Raw genomic sequence first — 26,020 nt, 5'->3', positions numbered from 1 at the left:
CGCCGCGGCGCCCTGACCAGGAGAGACCGCATGAGCGCTGCTTCAGTTTCCCCGCCGGCCCCGGGCGGCGAGTCCTTCGATGCCATCGTCATCGGCGCGGGCCAGGCCGGTCCGCCGCTGGCCGAGCGCATGTCGCAGGCGGGCTGGCGCGTGGCCGTGATCGAGCGCTCGCGCGTCGGCGGCACCTGCGTCAACACCGGCTGCATCCCGACCAAGGCGATGGTCGCCAGCGCCCATGCCGCCTGGGTCGTGCGCGAGGCCGCGCGCTGGGGCGTGCGCGTGCCCGCGGGCGCAAGCGTCGACCTGTCGGAGGTCATCGCGCGCAAGGACCGCATCTCCGGCCAGTCGCGGCAGAACGTCGAGCGCTGGCTGGGCGGCATGAACGGCGTCGAGCTGATCCGCGGCCACGCGCGCTTCGAGGACCCGCACACCGTCGTCGTCGACGGGCGTCGGCTGCGCGCGGAGCGCTTCTTCCTCAATGTCGGTGGACGCCCCGCGCAGCCTGGCGTCGAAGGACTCGACGCGGTGCCCTGGCTGAGCAACGCGTCCATCATGCGGCTGGACGCGTTGCCCGAGCACCTCGTGGTCGTGGGCGGCAGCTACATCGGCCTGGAGTTCGCGCAGATGTTCCGGCGCTTCGGCTCGCAGGTGACCGTCGTGCAGCGCGGACCGCGGCTGGTGCCGCGCGAGGACGATGACGTCGCCGACGCCGTGCGCGCGATGCTCGAGCGCGAGGGCCTCGCCATCCGCACCGGGGCCGAGTGCGTGAGGCTCGCGCCCGCGGAGGCGGGCGCTGCGGGCCACGTGCGCGTGCACGTGAGCTGCCAGACGGGCGAGCCGGAGGTGCTCGGCAGTCACGTGCTGATCGCCACCGGGCGGCGGCCCAACACCGATGACCTGGGCCTGGACCGCGCGGGTGTCACGCTCGACGAGCGCGGCTACGTCGTCGTCGACGATCGGCTGCGGAGCAGCGTGCCGCACATCTGGGCCCTGGGCGACTGCAACGGCCGCGGCGCGTTCACGCACACCTCGTGGAACGACTTCGAGGTGATGGCCGCCAACCTGTTCGACGGGGCCGATCGCGGCATCGGTGAGCGCGTCGTCAGCTATGCGCTCTACACCGATCCGCCGCTCGCGCGCATCGGCCTGAGCGAACGCGAGGTGCGCGCGTCCGGCCGGCCCGCGCTGATCGGCACCCGGCCGATGACGCGCGTCGGGCGCGCGATCGAGAAGGGCGAGACCGAGGGCTTCATCAAGCTGCTGGTGGACGCCGAGACGAAGGCGATCCTCGGCGCGATGGTGCTCGGCGTCGACGGCGACGAGGCCGTGCAGTCGCTGCTGGACGTCATCGCCTCACGCCGGCCGTACACCGAGGTGCTCACCGGCGGCGTGCGCATCCATCCGACCGTGAGCGAGCTGCTGCCCACCGTGCTGCAGTCATTGAAGCCGCTGGAGCCCTTGTAGGCGTCGCTGGAAGACGGCGTACGACCCGGCGGTGACCCGGCGGTGATCTGCCGGGTATGGGCCTTGCCGAACGGGGTCAAGAAGGTCGATTTGGGAACGACCACGCCCCTTCGGGAAAGGTCCGTCATGAACAGTCTCATCGTGCGCCAGGTCGGCTTGCCGCCACCGCTGATCGCGGTCCCCGCCACCCCGGAGGGCAAGCCGCTCCATGTGGTGGAGATCGTGGGCACCCAGCCCCCGGAGGAGGGCCCTCATGAAGGGGCGAATGGGGCGAACGCGGTCAACGACACGGATCGTCTCGGCGCCACGCGCCTCGTCGAGCGGCTGGTCGAGCGCTTGAGCGGCTCGGGAGGGATTCGCTTCACGGTGGTGTGTCCCTCGGAAGGCCCGTTCGCCGAGCGCATTCGATCGCTCGGTGCGGAGACCGTGATCGTGGCGATGCCCGAGGACCCGCCCTGGCATGCGATCCAGGTGCTGGTCGGTTTGATCCGCAACCGGCAGGCGGAAGTGCTGCACGCGCATCTGCCCAACGCGCACCGGCTCGCGGGGCTCGCTGGCGGACTGACGCGCACGCCGGTGCTCAGCACGGTGCAGGGCCAGCAACTCGACATGCCCGATCTGGAAGTGCATCGGCTCATCGCGAGCCAGCTGAGCGTCGTCACCGAGGCGAGCTACTTCCACGCGCTGGGCCTGGGCATCGCACCTGAGCGCATCAGCTGCGAACCCATCGAGGCGGACACGCCCGAGGATGTCGCGGCGGGCAGCCTCGAAGCACTGGGCCAGCGGCTGCGCGCGCTGGGCGGGACGAGCGCGTCGCGTGGCGCGGCACAGGCGCGTGCGTTGGCGCAACCGCTCACCGGATCAGGCGGCGCGCTCGGTCGTTGATCGAACGCATCGCGCCGAACGCAGCAGGCATCGGGATTGCCGAGTATCGATTGCAAGGGCGCCGTTGAAGTTCGCTTCGCGACGACCCCCGGCAAGACCTCAATTCCTCAGCTAACAGGAGATCCCTCATGAACTCACGTTCCAAGATCACCACCGCGGCGATGGCGATTGCGCTGGCTTCCGGCGTCGGCTTCCTTCATGCCCAGAGCGGCGGCCAGGGCGGCAGCTCCGGCACCGTGGGCGCGCGCGATCAGACCAATGATCCGCTGTCCAACAACAACGACCAGAACAAGGCGCCTCCGGCCACGCCCGCGGCCAATCCGTCGACCGGCCAGCCTGCGACGACGCAGGACATGCAGAACACGCAACCGGCCACCAGCAGCCAGAACAACGGCAACAACACGACGACCGAGCAGCGCCAGGATCCGAGCGTGCGCACGGGCACCGATCCGATGCCGCAGTACAACTCGACCACCGATTCGTCGATGAACTCGACGGACAGCACGCTGCCGGCCCGCGCCGACCGCAATTGATCGCTGTCATCACGACCGTCACGACCCGTGACGAGCAAGGCGGCCCCGAGGGGCCGCCTTTTCTTTGGGTACGTGATCAGTCGATCAGACGATCGTCAGCGTGACGTCGATGTTGCCGCGCGTGGCGTTCGAGTACGGGCAGACCTCGTGGGCGTCGGCGACCAGCTTTTCCAGCTGCGCGCGGTCCATGCCCGGGACCGAGATCTTCATCGACACGGCGATGCCGAACGCGCCCGGCTTGTTGGCGTGCGGGCCGATGCCGACCTCGCTGGTGATGGAGACCTCGGCCGGCAGGGCGACCTTGTTGCGCGCCGACACGGCCTTCATCGCGCCGATGAAGCAGGCGGAGTAACCCGCGGCGAACAGTTGCTCGGGGTTGGTGCCGGCGCCGTCATCGCCGCCCAGCGCCTTGGGCGTGGACAGCTGGACCTTCAGGCGGTCGTCGGACGATTGCGCGGTGCCTTGACGGCCGCCGGTGGCGGTGGCGGTGGCGGTGTAGAGGGCTTTCTCGATGGCCATGTGGGGCTCCTTGGTGGTGACAGGTGGGGGTGGGTGAAAGCGGGACGTCAGGGGCCGTCGACCAGGTCGTGGTCACCGGACTCCGGATCACGTGCCAGGTGCGTGAGCACGTTGGTGCGCAATTCCTGCAGGCGTGTCGTGAGCGTCTGCAATTCCGAAGGGCTGCAGGCGCTGGCGCAGGCCAGTTGTTCGGGAATGCCGACCGCCTGCTCGCGCAGCGCGCGGCCGGCGGCGGTCAGGTGGATCTCGACGCGGCGCTCGTCGGCGAGCGCGCGGCGGCGCTCGATCAGGCCGCCGGTCTCCAGCCGCTTGAGCAGCGGGGTGAGCGTGCCCGAGTCCAGGCTCAGACGTTGCCCCAGGTCCGAGACGCTCGGGCCGTCCTGCTCCCACAGCACCAGCATCGCGAGGTACTGCGGATAGGTCAGGCCCAGCGGCGTCAACAGCGGCTTGTAGAGCTTGGTCATCGCCAGCGACGTCGAATACAGCGCGAAGCACAGCTGCACGTCCAGCTGCAGCCAGTCGGTGCCCGCGGGCATCGGCTGGGCGCGGACGGCAGCGGGGGCGCTGGCGTCTTGCGGGGAGGTGGTCGTCTTCGGCATGGAGCGAACTGTAGCGAGCAATTCAATTGCGTGCAATTGAAATGGTCTTTCTTCCCGGTTGACGCGAACTATCGGCGTCTCAGGCGGGGACCGCCAGCGCGGAAAGAAGGGACGCGGCGCCCGGCATGCAGGGCTCGGTCGATCGCCCTCGCCCGCGAAGCGGGAGAGGGAGGGGTGAGGGCTCTGGGCAGTCCTGGCTCTTGCAAGACCCAGCCCATCAACGAGCCCTCACCCCAACCCCTCTCCCGCTCCGCGGGCGAGGGGCTTCTGGGCTCAGAGGCTCAGGGGCTCAGGGGCTCAGGGGCTTCAGCAGGCGTCAGCCCGTCGACATGATCGCGTCGACCTGCTCGCTGAGTTCCAGCCAGCGCATCTCGGCTTCCTCGACCTCGTCGCCGATCGCCTTCAGCCGCTTGCCGGCCTCGGCGATCTGCGCGGGCGACTGGCCGGCGGCGGACAACTGCGCCTCGAGCGCGGCGCGCTCGTCGGTCCAGGCCTTCATGCGGGCGTCGATCTGCTCCATCTCCTTGCGCAGCGGACGCGTCTGCTCATTGAGCTTCTGACGTTGCTGGCCGGTGAGCTTGCGTTCCTCGCGCTTGACGGGTTCCGCAGCCGGAGCCGGCGCGGGTGCCGCGGCCACGGGTGCTGCCACCGATGCGGGCGCGGGCGCGGCTGCCGCCGACGACGAGGCCGACCGAGCCGCGCGCAGCGCCAGCTTGGCCTCTTCCTTGGCGATCTTGGCCGCTTCCTTGGACCGGTCCAGCAGCCAGCGCTGGTAGTCGTCGAGGTCGCCGTCGAACGGCTTCAGCTGCCCGTCGGCCACCAGCCAGAACTCGTCGCAGACCTCGCGCAGCAGCGCGCGGTCGTGGCTCACCAGCATGACGGTGCCCTCGAACTCGTTGAGCGCCATCGACAGCGCCTCGCGGGTCTGCAGGTCCAGATGGTTCGTGGGTTCGTCCAGCAGCAGCAGGTTGGGGCGCTGCCACACCAGCATCGCCAGCACCAGCCGCGCCTTCTCGCCGCCCGACAGGCTGCCCACGTCCTGGTTGACCATGTCGCCGACGAAGCGGAACTGGCCGAGGAAGTCGCGCAGCTCCTGCTCGCGCGCGCCCGGGCTGACCTCCTTGGCCAGCCGGATCATGTGCATCAGCGGGCCCTCGTCGGGCCGCAGCACGTCCATCTCCTGCTGCGCGAAATAGCCGATGGACAGGCCCTTGCCCTCGGTGATCAGGCCGCCCATCGCGCGCTGCATGCGCGCCACCGTCTTCACGAAGGTCGACTTGCCCTGGCCGTTCGCGCCCAGGATGCCGAAGCGCTGACCGGCCAGCACCGAGCGGTCAATGCCGCGCACGATGATCTTCTCGCCTTCATCGGTGTCGTAGCCCACCGAGACCGTGTCGAACATCAGCATCGGGTTGGGCAGGTTCAGCGGCTCGCGGAACTCGAAGCTGAAGTCCGACGCCGTCAGCACCGGCGCGAGCTTCTCCATGCGCTCCAGCGCCTTCACGCGGCTCTGCGCCTGCTTGGCCTTGCTGGCCTTGGCCTTGAAGCGGTCAATGAACTTCTGCAGATGCGCCATGCGCTCCTGCTGCTTGTCGAAGGCCTGCTGCTGCTGGAGCATGCGCTCGGCGCGCATCGACTCGAAGGCCGTGTAGTTGCCGCCGTAGCGGTACAGCTTGGCGTCGTCCAGGTGCAGCGTGACCTTGGTGATCGCGTCGAGGAACTCGCGGTCGTGGCTGATGATGATCATCGTGCCCTCGTACCGCTGCAGCCACGCTTCCAGCCAGACCAGGGCGTCCAGGTCCAAATGGTTGGTCGGCTCGTCCAGCAGCATCAGGTCGGACGGGCACATCAGCGCGCGCGCCAGTTGCAGCCGCATGCGCCAGCCGCCGGAGAAGCTGTTGACCGGCGCGTCGACCTGCGCGCCCTTGAAGCCCAGGCCCATCATCAGCGCCTGCGCGCGGGCCGGCGCATCGAGGCTGCCCGCGTCCATCAGCTGCGCGTAGGCATCGGCGATCGCGTGACCGTCGTCGGCGGCCTCGGCCTCGGCGAGCGCCTGGCGCGCGGCCATCAGGCGGACGTCGCCTTCCAGCACGAACTCGGTCGCGGGCATGTCCGTCTCGGGCATGTGCTGCGCGACTTCCGCGAGCGCCCAATGACGCGGGATTTCCACGTCGCCCTTGTCGCTGTGCAGGCGGTCCGTCAGCAGCGAGAACAGGCTGGACTTGCCCGCGCCGTTGCGGCCGACCAGGCCGACCTTCTCGCCCGGTTGCAGCACGACGCTCGCATCGTCCAGGACGACCTTGGTGCCGCGTCGCAGCACGATGTTGCGCAAGGTGATCATGCCGAGGCTCCTTCGCTGTCAGCGCCGAAGCCCGCGGCGACGAGCGCCTCTCGTGTCACCAGCAGCACCTGGTCCTCGCCCGACGAGGTCTCCATCCACGCGACTTCCAGCGACGGGAAGGCCGCCTCGAAGAACTCGCGTTCATTGCCGATCTCCAGCACCAGCACCGCATGCGGCTTCATCCGCGTGGGCGCGTCGGCCAGCAGTCGCCGGATGAAGTCCATGCCATCGCTGCCGCCCGCGAGCGCGAGCTCGGGTTCGGCGCGGTACTCCTCGGGCAGCGCCGCCATCGACGTGCTGTTCACGTAGGGCGGATTGCACAGGATCAGGTCGTAGGCGTCCCGCGTCGGCGCGAGACCGTCGCCCTGCAGCAGCCGGATGCGACCGCCGAGCTGGTGGCGCTCGACGTTGATCGCGGCGACCGCGAGCGCGTCGGCGCTCAGGTCGATCGCGTCGACGGCCACGTCGGGCCACGCCATCGCCGCCAGCACCGCCAGGCTGCCGTTGCCGGTGCACAGGTCCAGCACGCGCGTGGTCTGGTCGGAGAGCCACGCGTCGATGGTCGCGTCGGCGAGCAGCTCCGCGATGAAGCTGCGCGGCACGATGGCGCGCTCGTCGACGTAGAAGGGCACGCCCTGCAGCCAGGCCTCGCGCGTCAGATACGCGGCGGGCTTGCGGGTGGCGATGCGCTCCGCGACGAGCGCCCCGACCTTCGCGAGCCCCGCGTCATCGACGGTCTCGGCGGCGTGCTCGTCCAGCGCGTCCAGCGGCAGGTCCAGCGCCCACAGCACGAGCCAGGCGGCCTCGTCGAAGGCGTTCGTGGTGCCATGCCCAAACGAAACGCCCGCCTCACGGAGGCGGGCGGCCTGGGCCTCGATCAATTCCAACAGCGTCACAGCAGCAAATTCTCCAGGGTGCGGCGGTAGATGCGCGCGAGCGGCGCGATCTGATCCAGCGGCACATATTCGTCGATCTTGTGGATGCTCGCATTGAGCGGTCCGAATTCCACCACCTGCCGGCACAGCGTGGCGATGAAGCGGCCATCCGAGGTGCCGCCGGTCGTCGACAGCTCGGTGACCACGCCGGTCTCGGCCTCGATCGCCGCGGCGATGCCGGCCGACAGCTCGCCCACCGGCGTCAGGAAGGGCTGGCCCGAGAGCGACCAGTCCAGCGTGTACGTGAGCCCGTGCCGGTCCAGCAACGCATGCACGCGTTGCTTGAGCGTCTCGGGCGTGGACTCGGTCGAGAAGCGGAAGTTGAAATCCACCACCAGCTCGCCGGGGATCACGTTGCCCGCGCCGGTGCCAGCGGCGATGTTGGAGATCTGGAAGGTCGTGGGCGGGAAGTACGCGTTGCCGCCGTCCCATTCGGTGACGGCGAGCTCCGCGAGCGCCGGCGCCCCCTGGTGCACCGGATTGCGCGCCAGGTGCGGATAGGCGACGTGGCCCTGGATGCCGACCACGCGCAGCTTGCCTGACAACGAGCCGCGGCGGCCGTTCTTGACGGTGTCGCCCAGGCGCTCGACCGAGGTCGGCTCGCCGACGATGCAGTAGTCCAGCCGCTCGCCGCGTGCGCGCAGGCGCTCGACGCACACGACGGTGCCGTCGCGCGCGGGGCCTTCCTCGTCGCTGGTCAGCAGGAAGGCCACGCTGCCGCGATGCGCGGGATGCGTCGCGACGAAGGTCTCGGCCGCGACGACCATCGCCGCGAGCGAGGTCTTCATGTCCGCCGCGCCGCGTCCGTACAGGCGGTCGCCGCGCACGGTGGGCACGAAGGGGTCGCTGGTCCACTTGGCGAGGTCGCCGGTGGGCACGACGTCGGTGTGGCCGGCGAAGACCAGCACCGGCGCTGCCGGCTCCTGGCCGCGGCGCACCGCCCACAGGTTGCTGACGCGGAAGTCGTGCGGGCCGCTGTCCATGCGCTCCAGCGCGAAACCGGCGGCGGCCAGCCGCGCGCCGATCAGCTCGAGGCAGCCGGCGTCGTCGGGCGTCACCGACGCGCGGGCGATCAGTTGCTCGAGCAGCGCGAGGGTGTCGTCGTCCATGGGGTCCAGGTCAGCGCGGGCCTCAGCCCGGCTGCACGTCCAGCGTGATCGAGGTGAAGTTGGCGGTGTCCTCGGCCGGCTCTTCCTTCTTGGGCGCGCCAGGGCCGCCGGGCTTCACGCCGGGGCCGTCGTTCTGCAGGCGCCAGAGCAGGTTGGTCGGCGAGTCGGCGAAGGCCAGGCCTTCCTCGCGGGTGATCGTGCCCTCGGTGATGAGCTTGGCGAAGTGTTCCTCGAAGCTCTGCGAGCCCTCGGCGATGGACTTCTCCATCGCCTCCTTCACGCCGGCGAAGTCGCCCTGCTCGATGAGCTCGGCGATCAGCTTTGTGTTGAGCAGGATTTCGGTCACCGGCACGCGGCCGCCCGCGGCGGCGCGCACCAGGCGCTGCGAGACCACCGCCTTCAGGCCCGCGCCCAGGTCGTTCAGCATCGCCGGACGGGATTCCGGCGTGTAGAAGGACATGATCCGGTTGAGCGCGTGGTAGCTGTTGTTGCCGTGCAGCGTGGCCACGACCAGATGACCGGACAGCGCATACGAGATCGCCGCCGTCATCGTCTCGCGATCGCGGATCTCACCGATCAGGATGCAGTCCGGTGCCTGGCGCAGCGCGTTCTTCAGCGCGATCTGCAGCGACGCGGTGTCGCGGCCGACCTCGCGCTGGTTGACCAGCGAGCGCTTGTTGGTGAACAGGTACTCGAGCGGATCCTCGATGGTGAGGATGTGGCCGGTCATCGTCTGGTTGCGGTGCTCCAGCATCGACGCGAGCGTGGTGCTCTTGCCGGTGCCGGTCGCGCCGACCATCAGGATCAGACCGCGCTTCTCGGTGATCAGCTTGCCCAGGATGGGTGGCAGGCCCAGGCTGTCCAGCGTCGGGATCACGTGCGGGATGTGGCGGAACACCGCCGCGATCGAGCCGCGCTGACGGAAGCCCGAGAGCCGGAAGCTGCCCACCTTGGGGATGGAGACCGCCATGTTGAGCTCGCCGTTGGTGTCGAGCTCCGACAGGTGCTGCGGGTCGATGACCTCGGAGATCAGCGCGCGCGGCTGCGCCGGCGTCAGCAGCTGGTCCGACAACTGGAGCATCTGCCCGTTGATCCTGATCAGCACCGGCATGTTGGCCGACAGGTAGGTGTCGGACGCGCCTTTCTCGGCCATCAGGCGCAGGATGCGCTCCATGTTTCCCGTGCTCATGCGGTCTCCTCCGGTGGGATGCTCTTCTTCAGACGGTGGGTCGTTCGCCGGTCGCCGGTCGCGGTCTGCGCCGCTCAGGCGCGCAGCAGGTCGTTGATCGAGGTCTTGGCGCGGGTGCCCGCGTCGACCTTCTTCACGATGATCGCGGCGTACAGGCTGTACTTGTCGTTCTTGGGCAGGCTGCCGCTGATGACGACGGAGCCCGCGGGCACGCGGCCGTAGGACACGGTGTCGGTCTCGCGGTCGTAGATGGGGGTGCTTTGGCCGATGTACACGCCCATCGAGATCACCGAGTTCTCCTCGACGATCACGCCCTCGACGATCTCCGAGCGGGCGCCGATGAAGCAGTTGTCCTCGATGATGGTCGGGTTGGCCTGCAGGGGTTCCAGCACGCCGCCGATGCCCACGCCGCCCGACAGGTGGACGTTCTTGCCGATCTGCGCGCAGGAACCGACGGTGGCCCAGGTGTCGACCATCGTGCCCTCGTCGACGTAGGCGCCGATGTTCACGTAGGACGGCATCAGCACGACGTTCTTCGCCATGAAGCTGCCGCGGCGGGCGACGGCCGGCGGCACGACGCGCACGCCGGTGGCGCGCAGCGCCTCATCGCTCATGCCGCCGAACTTGGTCGGGACCTTGTCGAAGAAGGTCATGTCGCCGGCGCCCATCTGACGGTTGTCGTTCAGGCGGAAGGACAGCAGCACGGCCTTCTTGACCCATTGATGCACGGTCCACTCGCCGACGGCCTTGCGCTCGGCCACGCGCAGCGTGCCGGCGTCCAGGCGGGCCAGCACGTCGTCCACGGCGGCGCGGACTTCCGGGCTGTTGGCCGAGGTCAGGTTGGCACGGCCTTCCCAGGCCAGGTCGATGATGGATTGCAGGTCTTGCGTCATGGTGCGGATCGGTTCGGGGAAAGGAGTTCGGAGGCGGTGAAGCGGATCGGGCGGGCGGGATCAGGCGGATCTGAAGGTCGGATCGGCAGTCCGGATCAGGCCGGCGTCTTGGATTGCTTCACGTAGGAGACGATGCGGTGGGCGGCTTCGAGGCATTCGGCCTGTTCGGCCACCAGGGCCAGGCGGATGCGGCCGGCGCCCGGGTTGAGGCCGTGGGCGTCACGGGCCAGCAGGCTGCCGGGCAGGACGCCGACATTGTATTGAGCGAGCAGGCCCTGGGCGAAGCCAATATCGTTACCGTCTGGCACGGCCGCCCACAGGTAGAAACCCGCGTCCGGCAGGGCGACGTCGAGCACCTCGGCCAGCAGCGGCGTGACCGCGGCGAACTTGGCGCGGTACTGCGCGCGGTTGGCCACGACGTGGTCCTCGTCGTCCCAGGCGGCGATGCTGGCGGCCTGGATCAGCGGGCTCATGGCCGAGCCGTGGTAGGTCCGGTACAGCAGGAAGCGCTTGATCCACGCGGCGTCGCCGGCGACGAAGCCCGAGCGCATGCCCGGCACGTTGGAGCGCTTGGACAGGCTGGTGAACGCGATCAGGTTGCGGAAGTCCGGCCGGCCGAGCTGGGCGGCGGCCTGCAGGCCCGACAGCGGCGCGGCGTCGGGGCCGTCGCGGAAATAGATCTCGGAGTAGCACTCGTCGGAGGCGATCACGAAGCCGTGGCGGTCGCTCAGCTCGAACAGCGTCTTCCATTCCGACAGCGGCATCACCGCGCCGGTCGGGTTGCCGGGCGAGCACACGTAGAGCAGCTGGGTGCGGGACCAGGTCGCCTCGTCGATCTGGGACCAGTCCGCGGCGAAGTTGCGCGCGGGGTCGGAGTTGGCGAAGGCGGGGGTGGCGCCGGCCAGCAGCGCCGCGCCCTCGTAGATCTGATAAAACGGATTGGGGCAGACGACGGTGGCGCCGGGGCGGCTCGGGTCGATGACGACCTGGGCGAGCGCGAACAGCGCCTCACGCGAGCCGTTGACCGGCAGGATCTGCGTGGCGGGGTCCAGGCTCAGCGCGTAGCGGCGCTGCAGCCAGCCCGCGATCGATTCGCGCAAGCGGGTGTCGCCGGCGGTGGCGGGATAGCTGGACAGCCCCTTCATGTTGGCCATCAGCGCGTCCTCGACCAGCCGGGGCGCGGGATGCTTGGGCTCGCCGATGCCCAGCGAGATGGGCCGGTAGTCGGGGTTGGGGACGATGCCCTGGGTCAGGGCGCGCAGCCGCTCGAACGGGTAGGGGTTCAGCAGCGCCAGTCGTGGGTTGACCGGAGGAGCGACCGGGGATGAAGCGGGGGTGGGGCTCATGCGCGGAATCATAGGTGGGCGCCTCGCGGCGGCCTTCCTTCACTGGACAACGCTGGGTTCACCGCGAATGACGGCGAATGACGGCGAAAACCCTCGGCGCCCCTTAAAGCGCCCCTCGACAACCTGTCGCGCCGCATCGGCAGGGCAGGCGGCCCTCGTGATGGGTCACGCCGTAGTCGACGGTGATCTCGTCGCCCGGCTGCAGGTCCTGGAGCGCGAAGAAACTCACCTCGCCGTCCTCGACCTGGATGCGGGCATTGGGCCGGCAACTGTGATTCGTGAACCGCATCGCGTCTTGTGACCGGCTCGCGTCGATCGCGCGCGCCGGCGACAGCTCCACCAGCATCAGCCGGCGGCTCTCCTGCGCTCGGCGACGCGCCTCGGCCACGGTGATCGACTCGCCGGTCAGCAGGCCCAGCCGCGTGCCGGCGGGGATGGCCTCAGCCGCGAACACGCCGTAGCCATCGATGCGGCTGCGCTTGAGCGCGACCGCCACGAACTGCGTGGCGCTGTCGTAGGCAAGGGCCATCGGCGCGGGCGCGGTCGGCTCAGCAGCTCAGCCGATCAACGCAGCAGGCCGGTCTCGAAACCGTGGGCCGGCAGGTCCACGGCGGGCAGCGGCTTCCAGCCCTTCTTGCGGTGCTCGGTCACGACGTTCGTGTAGATGCCGCCGCGCACGTACCACTTGGCCGTGATGCGGATGAAGCGCGGGTTGGTGACCTTCACGATGTCCTCGAGGATGGTGTTGGTCACCTTCTCGTGGAACGCGCCTTCGTCGCGGTAGCTCCAGAAGTACATCTTCAGGCTCTTGAGCTCGACGCAGTACTGGTCCGCGATCATGTCGATCGTGAAGTGCGCGAAGTCCGGCTGGCCCGTCAGCGGGCAGTGGCAGGTGAACTCGGGGATCTGGAACTGGATGACGTAGTCCCGCTCCGGCGCCGGATTGGGGAAGACGTGGATCTCCTTGCTCGGGCGGCTCGGCGGGTTGGGCGGCATCTCGCGCATCTTGGGCGCGACGGCGGTGTCCGCCTTCGAGGCCTTCGCTGCCTTGGCCACCGGGGTCGCCTTGATGGGCTCGACGAACTTCAGCGCCTTGGAGGCCTTCGGAGTCTTGGCGGTGGACGTGGGCGCGGTGGCCTTGGCGGAGGTGTTCTTGGCCATGGGGCAAGGGGGAAAGGACGAAGGGCGCGATGGTATCATCCGCCGCGAATCGAGCGCCCCGTCAAGGGGCGTTTCCACAATCAAATCAAAGGCTTAGATCACGCCAAGGCCGCGTCGGCCCGCGGATCCCACCCGATGCGACTGAACTCGATCAAGCTCTCGGGCTTCAAGTCCTTTGCCGATCCGACCACCTTCCAGCTGCCTGGTCAGCTGGTCGGCGTGGTCGGCCCCAACGGCTGCGGCAAGTCCAACATCATGGACGCGGTGCGCTGGGTGCTGGGCGAAAGCAAGGCCAGCGAGCTGCGCGGCGAGTCCATGCAGGACGTGATCTTCAACGGCTCGGGCAACCGCAAGCCGGCGAGCCGCTCCAGCGTGGAACTGGTGTTCGACAACACCAGCGCGCGCGCCGGCGGCCAGTGGAACCAGTTCACCGAGATCGCCGTCAAGCGCGTGCTCACGCGTGACGGCACGTCCAGCTACTTCATCAACAACCAGCCGGTACGCCGTCGCGACGTGCAGGACGTGTTCCTCGGCACGGGTCTGGGGCCGCGCGCCTACGCCATCATCGGCCAGGGCACGATCAGCCGGATCATCGAATCCAAGCCCGAGGAACTGCGCATGTTCCTCGAGGAAGCCGCGGGCGTCTCCAAGTACAAGGAGCGCCGCCGCGAGACCGAGAACCGCCTCAAGGACACGCGCGAGAACCTGACGCGCGTCGAGGACATCCTGCGCGAGCTCAACAACAACCTGGAGAAGCTCGAGCGCCAGGCCGAGGTCGCCGCGAACTACCGCTACCTGCAGGATCAGGGCACGCTCAAGCTGCATCAGCTGTGGTTCCTCAAGCACCGCGACGCGGCCGGCGAGGCCACGCGGGTGAAGGTCGAGCACGCCGAGGCGGTCGTCGCGCTCGAGGCCAAGATGGCCGAGCTGCGTCAGCTCGAGGCCGAGCTCGAGACCATCCGCCAGGCGCATTACGGCGCCGGCGACGAGCTGCACGCCGCGCAGGGCCGCATGGCCGAGGCGCAGATGGAGGTCAGCCGGCTCGAGGAGCGCATCCGCTACGTCGTCGAGGGACGCCAGCGGCTGGAGCAGCGGCTCGTCGAGCTGCAGGCGCAGAACCAGCAATGGCAGGAACGCGCCGAGCAGGCGCAACTGGAGCTGGACGACGTCGCCACGCAGATCGCGCAGGCCGAGGAACAGAGCGAGATCCTCGCCGCGCAGGCGGAGGATCAGGCGATGAAGCTGCCCGAGGTCGAGGACCAGGTGCGCGCCGCGCAGGCCCGCGCCAACGAGCAGCGCACGCAGGTCACGCAGGTGCAGCAGCAGATCCAGGTGCTGGCCGCCGAGAGCCGCAGCGTCGACGAGCAGCTCAAGGGCTTGCGCGGCCGCCGCGAGCGCCTCGCGCAGGAACGCCAGGGGCTGGCCGCGCCGCAACACGACAAGCTCGACGAGGTGAAGCGGCTGTCCGTGGCGGCCGACGAGCAACAGGCCGTCGCCGACGCGCGACTGGCCGAGCTGGCCGAGGCGGCGCCCGCGGCTGATGAGGCGCGCCAGCACGCGCAGCAGGAATCGCAGCAGCAGGCCGCGCGGCTGACCGACATCGTCGCGCGCCTCACCGCGCTGCGCGCGCTGCAGGAGAAGGTGCAGACCGAGGGCAAGCTCAAGCCCTGGCTGGCCAAGCACGGCTTGCAGGACGTCAAGGGCCTGTGGACGCAGCTGCACATCACGCCGGGCTGGGAGAACGCCCTCGAGGCCGCGATGCGCGAGCGCATGGGCGCGCTGTCCGTGGGCCGGCTCGAGACGGTGCAGGCCTTCGCGTCCGATCCGCCGCCGGCGCGGCTGGCGTTCTACTCGCTGCCCAGCGGCGAAATCGCCAACACGCACCGCGCGCTGGCGCCGCTGAGCGACCTGCTCAAGCTCGAGTCCAGCGGGCTGAAGGCGCTGATGAACGACTGGCTCGAGGGCATCTACACGGCGGAGTCCATCGCGGACGCGCTGGCGCAGCGGCCCAAGCTCGGTCACGGCGAGCTGATCATGACCCGCGACGGCCACGCGGTGAGCCAGTTCGCGGTGAGCTTCTACGCGCCGGACTCGGAGACCGCCGGCCTGCTGGCCCGCGCGCAGGAGATCGAGAACCTGGACCGCGAGCAGCGCGCGCAGACGCTGATCGCCGACGAGGCGCGCGCCCAGGCCGTGCGCGCCGAGGCGCTCTACACCGACGCCTCGCAGCGCCTGGCCGTGGTGCGCCGCGAGGCCGCCGAGACGCAGGCCCGCGCGCATCAGCTGCAGGTCGAGCTGCTGCGCCTGGCGCAGCAGACAGAGGCGGCCGTGGCGCGGCGCACGCAGCTCGACGAGGAGCTCGGCGAGATCGACGCGCAGACCGAGGCGCTGATGGAGCGCCGCATGGAAGGCGAGGCGCGTTTCGAGGAGCTCGACCTGCAGCTCGCGACCACGCAGGAGAAACACGCCGAGCTGGACGAATCCGTGATCGGCGCCGAGCGCAAGCTCGCCGAGGCACGCGAGCATCAGCGCGTGCTGGAGCGCCGCGCGCAGGAGGCGGTCTACAGCGCCCGCGCGCTGGCGGCCAAGCGCGGCGAGCTGCATCGCAGCATCGAGACCTCGCGCCAGCAGGTGCAGGTCAACGAGCAGACCGTGCAGAACATGGCGCAGGAGCGCGCCGAGCTCGATGACGCCGCGGCGCAGGCCGGGCTGCAGGACGCGCTGGCGCTCAAGATGGAGCGCGAGCAGGCGCTGGCCCTGGTGCGGGCGAACTACGACGACCTGAGCCAGCGCCTGAAGCGCAGCGAGGAGCAGCGCATGACGATCGAGCGCGCGCTCGATCCGCTGCGCGAGCGCATCACGCGGCTGCAGCTCGACGAGCAGGCCGCGGCGCTGGGCGGGCAGCAGTTCCTGGAGCAACTCGTGGCGCAGAACGTCGACCTGGAGGCCCTGGGCAAGGGCATCGAGGAAGGCGGCGTGAAGCTGCACGGGTTGCAGAGCGAGATCGATCGCATCAACCGCGACATCGCGGCGCTGGGCGCGGTCAACCTGGCCGCGCTGGATGAGCTGGGGGCGGCGCGCGAGCGCAAGACCTTCCTCGATTCGCAGTTCGCGGACCTGACCACGGCGATCACGACGCTGGAGGACGCGATCCACAAGATCGACCTGGAGACGCGCGATCTGCTGGGCGCGACCTTCACGCAGGTCAACGAGCATTTCGGGCGCATGTTCCCGAGCCTGTTCGGCGGCGGCCAGGCCAGGCTGGTGATGACGGGCGACGAGATCCTGGATGCGGGCGTGCAGGTGATGGCGCAGCCGCCGGGCAAGAAGAACTCGACGATTCACCTGCTGTCGGGCGGCGAGAAGGCGCTGACGGCGATCGCGCTGGTGTTCGCGATCTTCCAGCTGAACCCGGCGCCGTTCTGCCTGCTGGACGAGGTGGACGCGCCGCTGGACGACGCCAACACCGAGCGGTATGCGCGGCTGGTGTCGGAGATGAGCAAGATCACGCAGTTCCTGTTCATCTCGCACAACAAGATCGCCATGGAGATGGCCAAGCAGCTGATCGGCGTGACGATGCAGGAGCAGGGCGTGTCGCGCATCGTGGCGGTGGACATGGAATCCGCGCTGGCGATGGCCGAGCAATGAGGATGATGACGGCGATCGCGATGCGTGCGGCCCAGGTGGGGCACGAGGCGCGCGGGGCCGCAGGAGCAAATACGCGATGACGACGGACTGGAACCTGACGACGCTGTTGGCCGCGCTGGGCGGCGTGGTGCTGGTGGGCCTGCTGGCGCAGGGCTGGTGGAGCGCGCGCAAGGCGGGCCCGCGGCGCGCCGAGCCGATCGTGCCGGCGGGGGATCGGCAGGAGCCGAGCCTGGGCGCCAATGGCGCGCCCGCGAGCGGGCCGACGATCACGCTGGATGGCCAGACGCAGGAAATGCCCGTGGACCTGGGCGCGATGGACCTGCGCACGCTGGACGAGTCGGTCCCGGCGGTGGCGCGCACGCGCAAGGCCTCGACGCGGATCGACGCGTTGATCGACGCGATCGCCACGCTGACGCCCGAATCGCCGGTGAGCGGCGAGATGGCGCTGTCGCAGTTGCCGGGCAGCCGGCGCGCGGGGACCAAGCCCTTCCAGATCGAAGGCCTGAACGCCGACAGCGGCGAGTGGGAACTGCCGCATCCGGGGCAGCGTTATGGCGAGTTCCAGGCGGGGCTGCAGATGGCCAACCGCAGCGGCGCGCTCAACGAGATCGAGTATTCCGAGTTCGTGCAGAAGATCCAGGCCTTCGCCGACGGGATCGGCGCGATGCCGGAGTTCCCGGACATGCTGGACGTGGTGGGCCGGGCGCGCGAGCTGGACCAGTTCGCCGCGGGGCATGACGCGCAGCTGGCGATCGTGCTGAAGGCGCGTGGCGCGGCGTGGACGCTGGGCTTCGTGCAGCAGGGGGCGTTGCGCCACGGCTTCCTGCCGGGCGCGATGCCGGGCCGGCTGGTGCTGCCGTCGAGCGAGGAGGGCGCGCCCCCGTTGCTGACGCTGAACTTCGATGCGCAGGCGGCATTGGCCGACGACCCGCAGGCGTCGTCGCTGCGGGAGCTGACGCTGTCACTGGACGTGCTGCAGACGCCGGAGTCGCTGGAGCCGTTCGCGACCTGGCAGGAGTCGGCGCGCGGACTGGCGCGGGACTTCGAGGCCGACATCTGCGACGACCGCAACCAGATCCTGAACCTGCACGCGTTCCAGTCGATCGGGCAGGAACTGGCGGAGCTCTACAAGTCCCTGGCCGCGCGCGACCTCGCCGCCGGCAGCGCGGTCGCCCGGCGCCTGTTCAGCTAAAGGCCAGGGCTGAGGGGCTGCATGACTCCCTCTCCCGCTTGCGGGAGAGGGCAGGGGTGAGGGCCAGCGGCGGTTGCAGTACGTCAGTTGGAAGACACCAGCGACTCCGCCAACACCCGCCGCACTTCCTCATCCGAGGTCTGCTCGAAGCGCTCGTACCACTGCCCCACGGAGCGGAAGCGCTCGGGCGTGCGCGCGCAGATGACCTCATCGGCGTCCTGCGTGAGCAGATGGCAGGTCTGTGGCGACGACACCGGCACAGCCACCACGATGCGTGCCGGATGCAGATCGCGTAGCGCCTGCACCGCCGCCCGCATTGACGCGCCGGTCGCCATGCCGTCATCGACGAGGATCAGCACACGCCCCTCCACCACGGGCATCGCCCGATCGCCGCGGTACAGCTTCTCGCGGCGATGCAGCTCGCGTATCTCCGCCCGCGTCACCAGATCGATCGCGGAATAGCTCAGCGCCAGCTGCTGGATGACCTGCGTGTTGAGCACACGCACGTCTCCCATCGCGATCGCCCCCATGGCGTACTCGGGCTGGCCCGGCAGGCCCAGCTTGCGGACCACGAGGATGTCCAGCGGCACGCCGAGCGCGCGAGCCACTTCCGCCCCGACCGGCACGCCCCCGCGCGGCAGGGCCAACACCAGCACGTCGTCGCGATGCGCGTACGACGACAGGCGCCCGGCCAGCACCCGGCCCGCGTCGCGACGGTCCGCGAAGCGCGCCTCGTCCCGCTCGACCGGTGCGTGCGCGGGGGTCTCCGGCGCCGGATCCGGCATATCCTGAAGCGGCAGGGCGGGCGGCATGGCGTGGGTCTCCGCAGTCATGATGGACGCGCTCGCGCGAGGTGGCTATCCCTCGAATGGAGCAAGGCGGATGCCCGCCGGGTGTCCGCGCTCAGACGGCCCTGGCCGCACCACGCCGACGGCCGCGGGCGCGTCGATTGCCGACCATCAGGTCCGATCGACCGTCGACGCCGAGGTCCGCATGCCCAGCCGCACTGCCTCTTCCTCCAGCTCCTCCGCCTCCTCCGGACGCGGCACGCGCAAGCCGCCGCCGCGCCGCGCCGCTGCGCACGCGCGAGCCTCCAACGCCGATCACGCGCGGCCGGCCTCGCGGGCGAAGTCCAAGGCGAAGCCCGCTGAATCGAGCGCACGCGGCGACAGCGACGACGCCCCTGCCGCGCGGCGCGCGATCTGGAAGGGCGCCATCAGCTTCGGCCTGCTGCACGTGCCTGTCGCGCTGTATCCCGCGTCGCGCGACCAGCGCGTGGACTTCGACTGGCTGGACAAGCGCTCGATGGATCCGGTGGGCTACAAGCGCATCAACAAGCGCACCGGCAAGGACATCGACAAGACGCACATCGTCAAGGGCGTCAAGCAGGACAACGGCGACTACGTGCTCGTGTCCGACGACGAGATCCGCAAGGCCTATCCGACCACCACGCAGACGCTGGCCATCGAGACCTTCGTGCCCGCCACGCAGGTCTCCTTCGTCTACCTGGAGAAGCCGTACTACCTCGAGCCCATCGGCAAGGCCGGCAAGGTCTACGCACTGCTGCGCGAGGCGATGTCCGACGCCGGCCTGATCGCCATCGCGCGGCTCGTGATCCACAGCAAGGAACACCTGGCCGCGCTGCTGCCCGCGGGCCCCGCGCTGATGATCGGCCTGCTGCGCTGGGCCAACGAGATCCGCCCCTGCGACGACCTGAACCTGCCCGCCGAGGGCAAGTCCGCGCACGGCTTCAAGGCCAGCGAGCTCCAGATGGCCCGCCAGCTCATCGATGAGATGAGCACCGACTGGCACCCCGAGGACTATCACGACGAGTTCACCGCCGCGATCCGCGGCCTCATCGCCCGCAAGGTCGAGGCCGGCGACACCGAGACGGTCACGCCGCTCGAGTCCTCGCCGGAGACCGGCGGCGACAGCGCCAACGTCGTCGACCTGACCGAGCTGCTCAGGCGCAGCCTGGGCGGGAAGTCGAAGAAGAAGGCGGCCTGAGTCCGCGCGCGACCCATGCCCACCGCGCCGCGCCACGACCCGCTGACCCGCTATCGCCAGAAGCGGGACTTCCGCCTCACGCCCGAGCCCGACGAGCGGCCCGCGCACGCGAGGCGCCCCGCGAATGCCGGCAAGGCGAGCCGGACCCAGGCGCTGTCCTTCGTCATCCAGAAGCACTGGGCCAGCCACCTGCATTACGACTTCCGCCTCGAGCTCGACGGCGTGCTGCTCAGCTGGGCCGTGCCCAAGGGGCCGTCCTACGACCCGAAGGAGCGCCGCATGGCGATCCATGTCGAGGACCATCCGCTGTCCTACGGCGGCTTCGAGGGCACGATCCCGCCCAAGCAGTACGGCGCGGGCGAGGTCATCGTCTGGGACAACGGCACCTGGGAACCCGAAGGCGATCCGGCCCAAGGGTTGCGGGACGGCAAGCTCGTCTTCCGGCTGCGCGGGCAGAAGCTCGCCGGCCTGTGGCAGTTGATCCGGACCTCGCGCGATGCGTCCAAGCGCGAGCAGTGGCTGCTGATCAAGAAGCACGACGGGCTCGAGCGCGCGCATGCCGATTACGACGTCACCCTCGCATTGCCCGACAGCGTCATCCAGCAGCCGTTGGGCTTCGCGGAGGACCGCGCCCAGGCAGCGAAGGCGGACGCGGCTGAGCCGGCGGCACCGGCGCAGGGCCCCGACCTGAGCCGCGCCCGCAAGTCCAGGCTGCCCGCGGAGCTCGCTCCGCAACTGGCGACACTGGTGACCGCGACGCCGCCGGGCGACTGGATCGCCGAGGCCAAGTTCGACGGTTATCGGCTGATGGCGCGCATCGACAAGGGCAAGGCTCGCTTGATCACGCGCGGTGGCAACGACTGGACCGAGCGGCTGCCGGCTCTCGCCGCCGCGCTCGGCGAGCTCGGCCTGGACAACGCGTGGCTGGACGGCGAGATCGTCGTGCTGCGCGAGGACGGCGCGCCCGACTTCAACCTGCTGCAGAACGCGATCGGTCATCCGAAGCGCACGCGGCACGAGGACATCGTTTACTTCCTCTTCGATGTGCCCTTCCTCAACGGGCACGACCTGCGCGAGGTGCCGCTCATCGAGCGTCGCGCGGTGCTGCGGGCGTTGATGGCCGACGATGACGGCGACGACGAAAACCCCGGCGTGCTTCGCTTCAGCGAGGACTTCGCCGTGCCGCCCGACGAGATGCTCGCCGCCGCCTGCCAGATGCGGCTGGAAGGGCTGATCCTCAAACGCCCTGACAGCGCATATGTCTCGAGGCGCAGCGACGCGTGGGTCAAGCTGAAATGCCAGCAGCGGCAGGAGTTCGTCGTCGTCGGCTTCACCGATCGCTCCGATGGCGCCAAGGCGCTGGGCAGCCTGCTGCTGGGCTATTACGAGGACGGCGAGCTGCGCTACGCGGGACGCGTCGGCACGGGCTGGTCGCTGCAGCTCGCGGGCGAGCTCCACAAGCGCCTGTCCGCGCTCGAGGTCAAGACGCCGCACTTCGACGAGGCGACCATCGCGCGCAGTCACTGGGCCCGGATGACCGGGCGCGCGGGCGGCGCGACGCACTGGGTGAAGCCGAAGCGTGTCGTCGAGGTCGCCTTCGCCGAGTGGACGCCCGAAGGCCACATCCGGCACGCGTCCTTCCAGGGCGAGCGCGAGGACAAGGCGCCGGAGGACGTCGGACGCGAGTCGGCTCAACCCGCCGAGAAGGTCCGGACACCGGCCGCCGCGAGCACGCCCAAGGCCAAGTCCAAGCCCAAGGCCAAGGCCAAGGCCAAGCCGCCGATCAAGCAGTCGGAGGCCTCCGCGGGCCAGCTCCGCATCACGCATCCGGATCGCGTCATCGACCCGTCGACGGGCCACACGAAGATCGAGTTGGTGCGCTACTACGAGAGCGTCGTCGAGTGGATGCAGCCGCACCTGGGCCACCGGCCGGTGGCGATCGTGCGCGCGCCCGATGGCATCGACGGGCAGCTCTTCTTCCAGAAGCATGTCGAGGCCGATGCGCTGATCGTGATCCCCGATCCCGCGACGCTGCTGCAGTTCACGCAGATGAACGCCATCGAGTTCCACACCTGGAACGCGCAGCAGGACCGCCTGGACCGCGCCGACCGCTTCATCATCGACCTTGACCCGGGCGAGGGCGTCGCTTTCCCCGCGGTGGCCGAGGCCGCCCGCATCACCCGCGCGCTACTGAAGGAACTGGGGCTGCAGTGCTGGCTCAAGACCAGCGGCGGCAAGGGCCTGCACGTCGTGGTGCCGCTGGCGCGCCGCCACGATCACGCCACGGCCAAGGCCTTCAGCCAGGCCGTCGTGAAGCATCTGGCCGAGACCTTCCCGAAGAAGTTCTCGGCCAAGAGCGGGCCGAAGAACCGCGTGGGCAAGATCTTCCCGGACTACCTGCGCAACGGCGAGGGCCAGACCACCGCCTGCGCGTTCTCGGTGCGCGCGCGGCCGGGGCTTGGCGTGTCCATGCCCATCGACTGGGACGAGCTGGGCGAGGTCCGGCGTGGCGACCAGTGGACGCTGGCCAACGCGCGCGACCGCCTCAGCTTCCTCAAGACCGATCCCTGGCACGACTACGCCGGCTCGCGGCAGACGCTCTCGCGCGGGCTCAAGCTGCTGGGACTGGCTTGAGCGCGTCGACCTGAAGCGGCAGGCGCAGCTCGAAGCGCGCGCCGTGTCCCGCGCCGTCGCTGCGCGCCAGCACGCTGCCGCCGTGCATCGCGACCAACTGCTTGACGAGCGAGAGGCCGATGCCCAGACCGCCCTGGGAGCGGTCGAGCGCGCGATCACCCTGCACGCACAGATCGAACATCGTTGCCTGAAGGCCCGGCGGAATGCCGATGCCGTCGTCGCTGACGGCGATCAGCGCGGTGCCCGGGCCGCCATCGGGCGAGGCTTCCTCGCTCAGCGCGAGCTGGATGTGGCCCTGCGGATCGGTGTACTTCGCGGCATTGGTCAGCAGGTTGGCCACGCATTGCACCAGGCGCGCCAGGTCGCCCCAGACACGCAGCGGACGCGGCGACGCGGTGACCGAGAAGTGATGCAGCCGCTCGCGCATCAGCGGCTCCGCGGTCTCCACGGCCTGCGCGATCACCTCGGACAGCAGCAGCGAGCGCGGTTGCAGCTCGACGCGGCCCTGCGTGATGCGCGACACGTCCAGCAGGTCATCGACGAGGCGCGTGAGCGTCTCGACCTGGCGCCGGATGATGTCGACCATCTTGGTCGCGCGTTCGTCGCGAAGGCCCAATCGGCCAAGCACGTCGCCCGCGCTGCGGATCGGGGCGATCGGGTTGCGCAGCTCATGCGCGAGCATCGCGAGGAACTGGTCCTTCTGCCGATCGGCCGCCTCCAGCCGCCGCCGCGCCTTGAGATGGGCGGAGATCTCGCGGTAGTAGCAGACGACGCCGGGCTCGCCGTTGGCCAGCGGGAGGCGGCTGATCTGCCACTCGTAGGCCTCGGTGATGCCCAGGTCGGTGCGCTCCTGGATGAACTCGGGCGTGTGATACGGCTCGCCGGTGAGCAGGGTGCGCTGGAACAGCGCCACGATCTGGTCCGCGAGCGGATGGCCCCATTGCCGCTCCACGAGCGCGTCGAAACGCATGCCCAGCAGCTCGGGCGGATCGCCGAAGGTGGCCCGCGCGGTCGGATTGGCCTCGCGGATGCGCAGTGCGCCGTCGACCGCCTCGACCAGGAACACGCCCATCGGCGCCGCATTGATCAGCGTCTCGAACTGCTCGGTGCGCACGCGGAAGGCCGCCTCGGCGGCTTGCCGCATGCGCCGCAGCTCCAGCAGCGCGCCCAGCCGCGCCAGCAGCTCGCGCGACGAGAAGGGCTTGATCATGTAGTCGTCGGCGCCGGCGTCCAGCCCCTCGATGCGGGCCTCCTCGCCGGCGCGTGCCGACAGCAGCACCACCGGCACGCCGCCCAGCCGCGCATCGCCGCGCAGCGCCGCCAGCAGCGACAGGCCGTCGAGCCTGGGCATCATGACGTCGCTCAGCACGACATCGGGCGGCTCACGGCGCGCGGCCTCCAGCGCCTGCAGTCCGTCGGCGGCCAGCGTCACCGAGTAGAACGGCGCGAGCAGGTCGCGCAGGTAGGCGCGCATGTCCGCGTTGTCGTCGGCCACCAGCACGCGGGCGCCGAAGGTCGCGGCGAAGCGCTGATCCGACGCCGGCCACACGCTCGCATCGACGCGCTCCGTCGGCGGTTCGCGCGAGAGCTCCGGCATCGGCAGCCAGCGCAAGGCCTCCTCGACGAAGGCGCGCGCGCCCAGCGTGCTCGCCGTGCCCGGGGTGGCCACCACCGCACCCGCGGGACTCGGCGACAGGGGCCGCTCGACGCGCTCAGCCGGCAGGTGCGCATGGCCCAGCGGCATCGTCACGCGGAAGAGCGCGCCTTCGCCATGCACGCTGGCGGCCTCGATGTGGCCGCCGTGCAGCCGCACCAGTTCCTGCACCAGCGCCAGTCCGATCCCCGAGCCCTCATGGGTGCGACCCTGCGCCCCGGCCACGCGATGGAAGCGCTCGAAGACGCGCGGCAATTCGTCCGCGGGGATGCCGCCGCCGGTGTCGGCGACTTCCAGCACGGCCAGTCGCGGCCCGTGGCCCGACGCGCGCAGGCGCACCGTGACCTGACCGCGCATCGTGAACTTGAAGGCGTTGGACAGCAGGTTCAGGACGATCTTTTCCCACATCTCCCGGTCGACGAAGGCCGGCTCAGCCAGCGGTGGGCAGTCCACCTCGAAGGCCAGGCCGGCGCGTTCCATCGCCGAGCGGAAGGTGCTCGCCAGATCGCGCGTCAGCGCGGCGAGGTCGGTCGATTCGTAGTGCGCCTGCGCGCGGCCGGCCTCGATGCGGGAGAAATCCAGCAGCGTGTTGACCAGCCGCTGCAGCCGGGTGGCATTGCGCAGCACCAGCGCGATGCGGTCACGCGTCGGTCCGCCGAGCTCGGGGCCGGTCACCAGCTCCTCCAGCGGCCCCAGCATCAACGTGAGCGGCGTGCGGAACTCGTGGCTGATGTTGGAGAAGAAGACGGTCTTGGCGCGATCCAGCTCGGCGAGCGACTCGGCGCGCTTGCGTTCGGCCTCGTAGGCGGACGCGTCGGCCAGTGCCGCGGCCGCCTGTCCGGCCACCAGCGTCAGGAACGCGCGATAGTCCTCGTCCAGCGGCCGGCGCGGGCTCACGCCGGCGACCAGGAAGCCCGCGGGCTCCTTGCCCGCGCTGCGCAGCGGCAGCACGATGGCGCGGTCCAGGGCCTCGGGCCAGGGCGGCAGGGACAGCGAGATGTCCAATGCCGCCAGCGAGGGCAGGTCGGCCAGGGCACCGCCGTCCATCAACTCGCGCAGCGGCCACCCATCGGGCGGATCGGCGAGCGAGAGCCGGTCCGGGAACTGTGCCGCCACGTCCCTGGCGCTGGTCACGCCGCTCGCACCGGCGTCCGGGCTGGCGAGCGCATCGCGGTGCTTCTCGCCCGTGCAGCAGGCGCGATGGGCGGTGTGGGTGCCCGGATCGGAGAGATACAGCGTGGCGAAGGGCAGGTCCAGCGGGTACTCCGACAGCACCTCGCAGACGCGGCGCGCGCAGTCCGCGGCGTCTTCCGCGCCGACGGTGCGCGCGGCGAGATCGCGCAGCACGCGCAGCCGGCGCTCGCCGATCACCCGGTCCGTGACCTCGGTGACCACGCACAACATGCCGTCCACCTGCAGCTCGTCGTCATAGACGGGGCTGTAGGAGAACGTGTGATACGTCTCCTCGCGAAAGCCGCTGCGCTCGAGGTACAGCAGCAAACCCTCGTCCCACGTGGCCTCGGCGGTGGTGCGCACGTGGCGGATGCGGCTGTAGGCGGCATCCCAGACCTCTTCCCAGACGCGGGACGAGCGCGCGCCCAGAGCCCATTCGCGCTTCAGGCCCAGCGTGGGCAGGTAGGCGTCGTTGCAGAAGAAGATCATCTCCGGGCCCCACGCCATCCACATCGCGTAGCGGGAGTCCAGCATCATCCGCACGACCGTCTTGAGCGAGCGGGGCCAGCCGTCGGGCGGCCCCAGCGGGGTCGTGGTCCAGTCCAGCGCGCGCATGCGTTCGCCCATCTCGCCGCCCCCGTCCAGGAAATGACGGCGTCGGGGCGGCGGCGGGGGCACGGGCAGCGAGTCAGAGTTGGACGCATCGTTGCGTCGCTCGGGCAGGCGGGGCATCGTCGG

The 26,020-nt window shown here is 70.0% G+C and carries 19 protein-coding genes; 7 read left to right on the top strand and 12 right to left on the bottom strand.

What is annotated here, in order from left to right:
• Nucleotides 1–30 precede the first annotated feature (30 nt).
• From ACNI65_RS14900 to ACNI65_RS14890, 3 genes are all read left to right on the top strand, one after another.
• Nucleotides 31–1,464, top strand: a complete 1,434-nt coding sequence (locus ACNI65_RS14900; RefSeq protein ID WP_416757623.1) for an FAD-containing oxidoreductase — start codon at nucleotides 31–33, stop codon at nucleotides 1,462–1,464.
• Nucleotides 1,465–1,590: 126 nt separating this feature from the next.
• Nucleotides 1,591–2,349, top strand: coding sequence for a glycosyltransferase (locus ACNI65_RS14895; protein WP_416757622.1), 759 nt, complete (start codon nucleotides 1,591–1,593; stop codon nucleotides 2,347–2,349).
• Between the two features lie 128 nt (nucleotides 2,350–2,477).
• A complete protein-coding gene (locus ACNI65_RS14890; RefSeq protein WP_416757621.1) occupies nucleotides 2,478–2,882 on the top strand; it encodes a hypothetical protein in 405 nt (134 codons plus the stop codon).
• Between the two features lie 84 nt (nucleotides 2,883–2,966).
• Here ACNI65_RS14890 and ACNI65_RS14885 read toward each other — a convergent pair whose 3' ends face one another.
• From ACNI65_RS14885 to queF, 10 genes are all read right to left on the bottom strand, one after another.
• Complete coding sequence (locus ACNI65_RS14885) at nucleotides 2,967–3,401, bottom strand: organic hydroperoxide resistance protein (RefSeq protein WP_416757619.1); 435 nt, start codon at nucleotides 3,399–3,401, stop codon at nucleotides 2,967–2,969.
• A gap of 47 nt (nucleotides 3,402–3,448) precedes the next feature.
• On the bottom strand, nucleotides 3,449–3,937 hold the full coding sequence (locus ACNI65_RS14880; RefSeq protein ID WP_416763630.1) for a MarR family winged helix-turn-helix transcriptional regulator: 489 nt from the start codon (nucleotides 3,935–3,937) through the stop codon (nucleotides 3,449–3,451).
• A 379-nt stretch (nucleotides 3,938–4,316) separates the two neighbouring features.
• Nucleotides 4,317–6,341, bottom strand: a complete 2,025-nt coding sequence (locus ACNI65_RS14875) for an ATP-binding cassette domain-containing protein (protein ID WP_416757617.1) — start codon at nucleotides 6,339–6,341, stop codon at nucleotides 4,317–4,319.
• Nucleotides 6,338–7,237 carry a 50S ribosomal protein L3 N(5)-glutamine methyltransferase gene (prmB, locus tag ACNI65_RS14870; protein ID WP_416757615.1) on the bottom strand — a complete coding sequence of 300 codons (900 nt, stop codon included), beginning with the start codon at nucleotides 7,235–7,237 and terminating at the stop codon, nucleotides 6,338–6,340. The genes ACNI65_RS14875 and prmB overlap by 4 nt, the downstream gene beginning before the upstream one ends.
• Nucleotides 7,234–8,385, bottom strand: a complete 1,152-nt coding sequence (gene dapE / locus ACNI65_RS14865) for a succinyl-diaminopimelate desuccinylase (protein WP_416757613.1) — start codon at nucleotides 8,383–8,385, stop codon at nucleotides 7,234–7,236. Before dapE ends, prmB begins: the two co-directional genes overlap by 4 nt.
• Before the next feature lie 22 nt (nucleotides 8,386–8,407).
• The gene (locus tag ACNI65_RS14860; protein ID WP_416757611.1) at nucleotides 8,408–9,574 is read right to left on the bottom strand and encodes a PilT/PilU family type 4a pilus ATPase; all 1,167 of its coding nucleotides are present in this window, start codon (nucleotides 9,572–9,574) and stop codon (nucleotides 8,408–8,410) included.
• A 74-nt stretch (nucleotides 9,575–9,648) separates the two neighbouring features.
• Entirely contained in the window at nucleotides 9,649–10,467 is an 819-nt protein-coding gene (gene dapD / locus ACNI65_RS14855) for a 2,3,4,5-tetrahydropyridine-2,6-dicarboxylate N-succinyltransferase (RefSeq protein WP_416757609.1), read from the bottom strand.
• A 95-nt stretch (nucleotides 10,468–10,562) separates the two neighbouring features.
• Nucleotides 10,563–11,813: a succinyldiaminopimelate transaminase gene (gene dapC, locus ACNI65_RS14850; RefSeq protein WP_416757608.1), complete on the bottom strand. Its 1,251-nt coding sequence runs from the start codon at nucleotides 11,811–11,813 to the stop codon at nucleotides 10,563–10,565.
• Nucleotides 11,814–11,916: 103 nt separating this feature from the next.
• Nucleotides 11,917–12,342 (bottom strand): SET domain-containing protein, encoded by a 426-nt coding sequence (locus ACNI65_RS14845; RefSeq protein WP_416757607.1) that lies wholly within the window; start codon nucleotides 12,340–12,342, stop codon nucleotides 11,917–11,919.
• 35 nt (nucleotides 12,343–12,377) lie between these two features.
• Nucleotides 12,378–12,809, bottom strand: a complete 432-nt coding sequence (gene queF, locus ACNI65_RS14840) for a preQ(1) synthase (RefSeq protein WP_067281975.1) — start codon at nucleotides 12,807–12,809, stop codon at nucleotides 12,378–12,380.
• Between the two features lie 300 nt (nucleotides 12,810–13,109).
• Between queF and smc the strand changes: the two genes are divergently transcribed.
• Complete coding sequence (smc, locus tag ACNI65_RS14835; RefSeq protein WP_416757605.1) at nucleotides 13,110–16,622, top strand: chromosome segregation protein SMC; 3,513 nt, start codon at nucleotides 13,110–13,112, stop codon at nucleotides 16,620–16,622.
• 76 nt (nucleotides 16,623–16,698) lie between these two features.
• Nucleotides 16,699–17,814: a cell division protein FtsZ gene (locus ACNI65_RS14830; protein WP_416757604.1), complete on the top strand. Its 1,116-nt coding sequence runs from the start codon at nucleotides 16,699–16,701 to the stop codon at nucleotides 17,812–17,814.
• Nucleotides 17,815–17,897: 83 nt separating this feature from the next.
• Here the strand turns inward: ACNI65_RS14830 and ACNI65_RS14825 are convergent, their stop codons facing one another.
• The gene (locus tag ACNI65_RS14825; protein WP_416763629.1) at nucleotides 17,898–18,599 is read right to left on the bottom strand and encodes a phosphoribosyltransferase; all 702 of its coding nucleotides are present in this window, start codon (nucleotides 18,597–18,599) and stop codon (nucleotides 17,898–17,900) included.
• A gap of 208 nt (nucleotides 18,600–18,807) precedes the next feature.
• On the opposite strand from ACNI65_RS14825, the gene ACNI65_RS14820 reads away from it, so the two are divergent.
• Together ACNI65_RS14820 and ligD are read left to right on the top strand one after the other, a co-directional pair.
• Nucleotides 18,808–19,821, top strand: a complete 1,014-nt coding sequence (locus ACNI65_RS14820; RefSeq protein WP_416757603.1) for a Ku protein — start codon at nucleotides 18,808–18,810, stop codon at nucleotides 19,819–19,821.
• Nucleotides 19,822–19,836: 15 nt separating this feature from the next.
• On the top strand, nucleotides 19,837–22,455 hold the full coding sequence (ligD, locus tag ACNI65_RS14815; RefSeq protein ID WP_416757602.1) for a DNA ligase D: 2,619 nt from the start codon (nucleotides 19,837–19,839) through the stop codon (nucleotides 22,453–22,455).
• Here the strand turns inward: ligD and ACNI65_RS14810 are convergent.
• Nucleotides 22,433–26,014 (bottom strand): ATP-binding protein, encoded by a 3,582-nt coding sequence (locus ACNI65_RS14810; protein ID WP_416757601.1) that lies wholly within the window; start codon nucleotides 26,012–26,014, stop codon nucleotides 22,433–22,435. The two genes, ligD and ACNI65_RS14810, sit on opposite strands and share 23 nt — an antisense overlap.
• Between the last annotated feature and the right edge of the window lie 6 nt (nucleotides 26,015–26,020).

Source organism: Roseateles sp. So40a (assembly GCF_048081605.1).
GTDB lineage: Bacteria > Pseudomonadota > Gammaproteobacteria > Burkholderiales > Burkholderiaceae_C > Roseateles.
This window is presented reverse-complemented; position numbering and strand designations above follow the sequence as displayed.